This is a genomic window from Paenibacillus sp. J23TS9, assembly GCF_018403225.1.
Taxonomy (GTDB): domain Bacteria; phylum Bacillota; class Bacilli; order Paenibacillales; family Paenibacillaceae; genus Paenibacillus_AQ.
Map to the genome: position 1 here is coordinate 1 of NZ_BOSG01000022.1, position 488 is coordinate 488.

At 43.2% G+C, this 488-nt stretch carries 1 tRNA gene and 1 rRNA gene; both read right to left on the reverse strand.

The features are described 5' to 3' along the window. Positions 1 to 194 precede the first annotated feature (194 nt). Positions 195 to 270 (reverse strand) — tRNA-Ala (locus tag KJS65_RS29515). 114 nt (positions 271 to 384) lie between these two features. Further along, positions 385 to 488, reverse strand: a 16S ribosomal RNA gene (locus KJS65_RS29520); the annotation flags it as partial.

Genomic DNA, 488 nt, shown 5'->3' on the forward strand with positions numbered 1-488 from the left:
CAAAGGATCACCTGTCACGAATCTTTCGCTGCTACTCTTATTTACTTGGTCAATAAATTGACACAAGCAGCTAAAAGGATATTTCTAAAACGCAAATTCGTTTCGTTATCTAGTTTTCAAGGATCAATCGATCAAATTTTCGTTCATCACAAATGTGTGAATGAAAGTTTAATCAAGTTTTAGATGAAAATGATTGGTGGAGCCAAGCGGGATCGAACCGCTGACCTCCTGCTTGCAAGGCAGGCGCTCTCCCAGCTGAGCTATGGCCCCTCAAATTCCATCAAAACTGAACAAATAAGATGAGAAATTTTTACGAAGTTAAACTTCGAAAGCATTTTCTTGCTTGTTATGAATGTCTTCATTGCAGAAGACGATTCTCCATAGAAAGGAGGTGATCCAGCCGCACCTTCCGATACGGCTACCTTGTTACGACTTCACCCCAATCATCTACCCCACCTTCGGCGGCTGGCTCCCTTGCGGGTTACCCC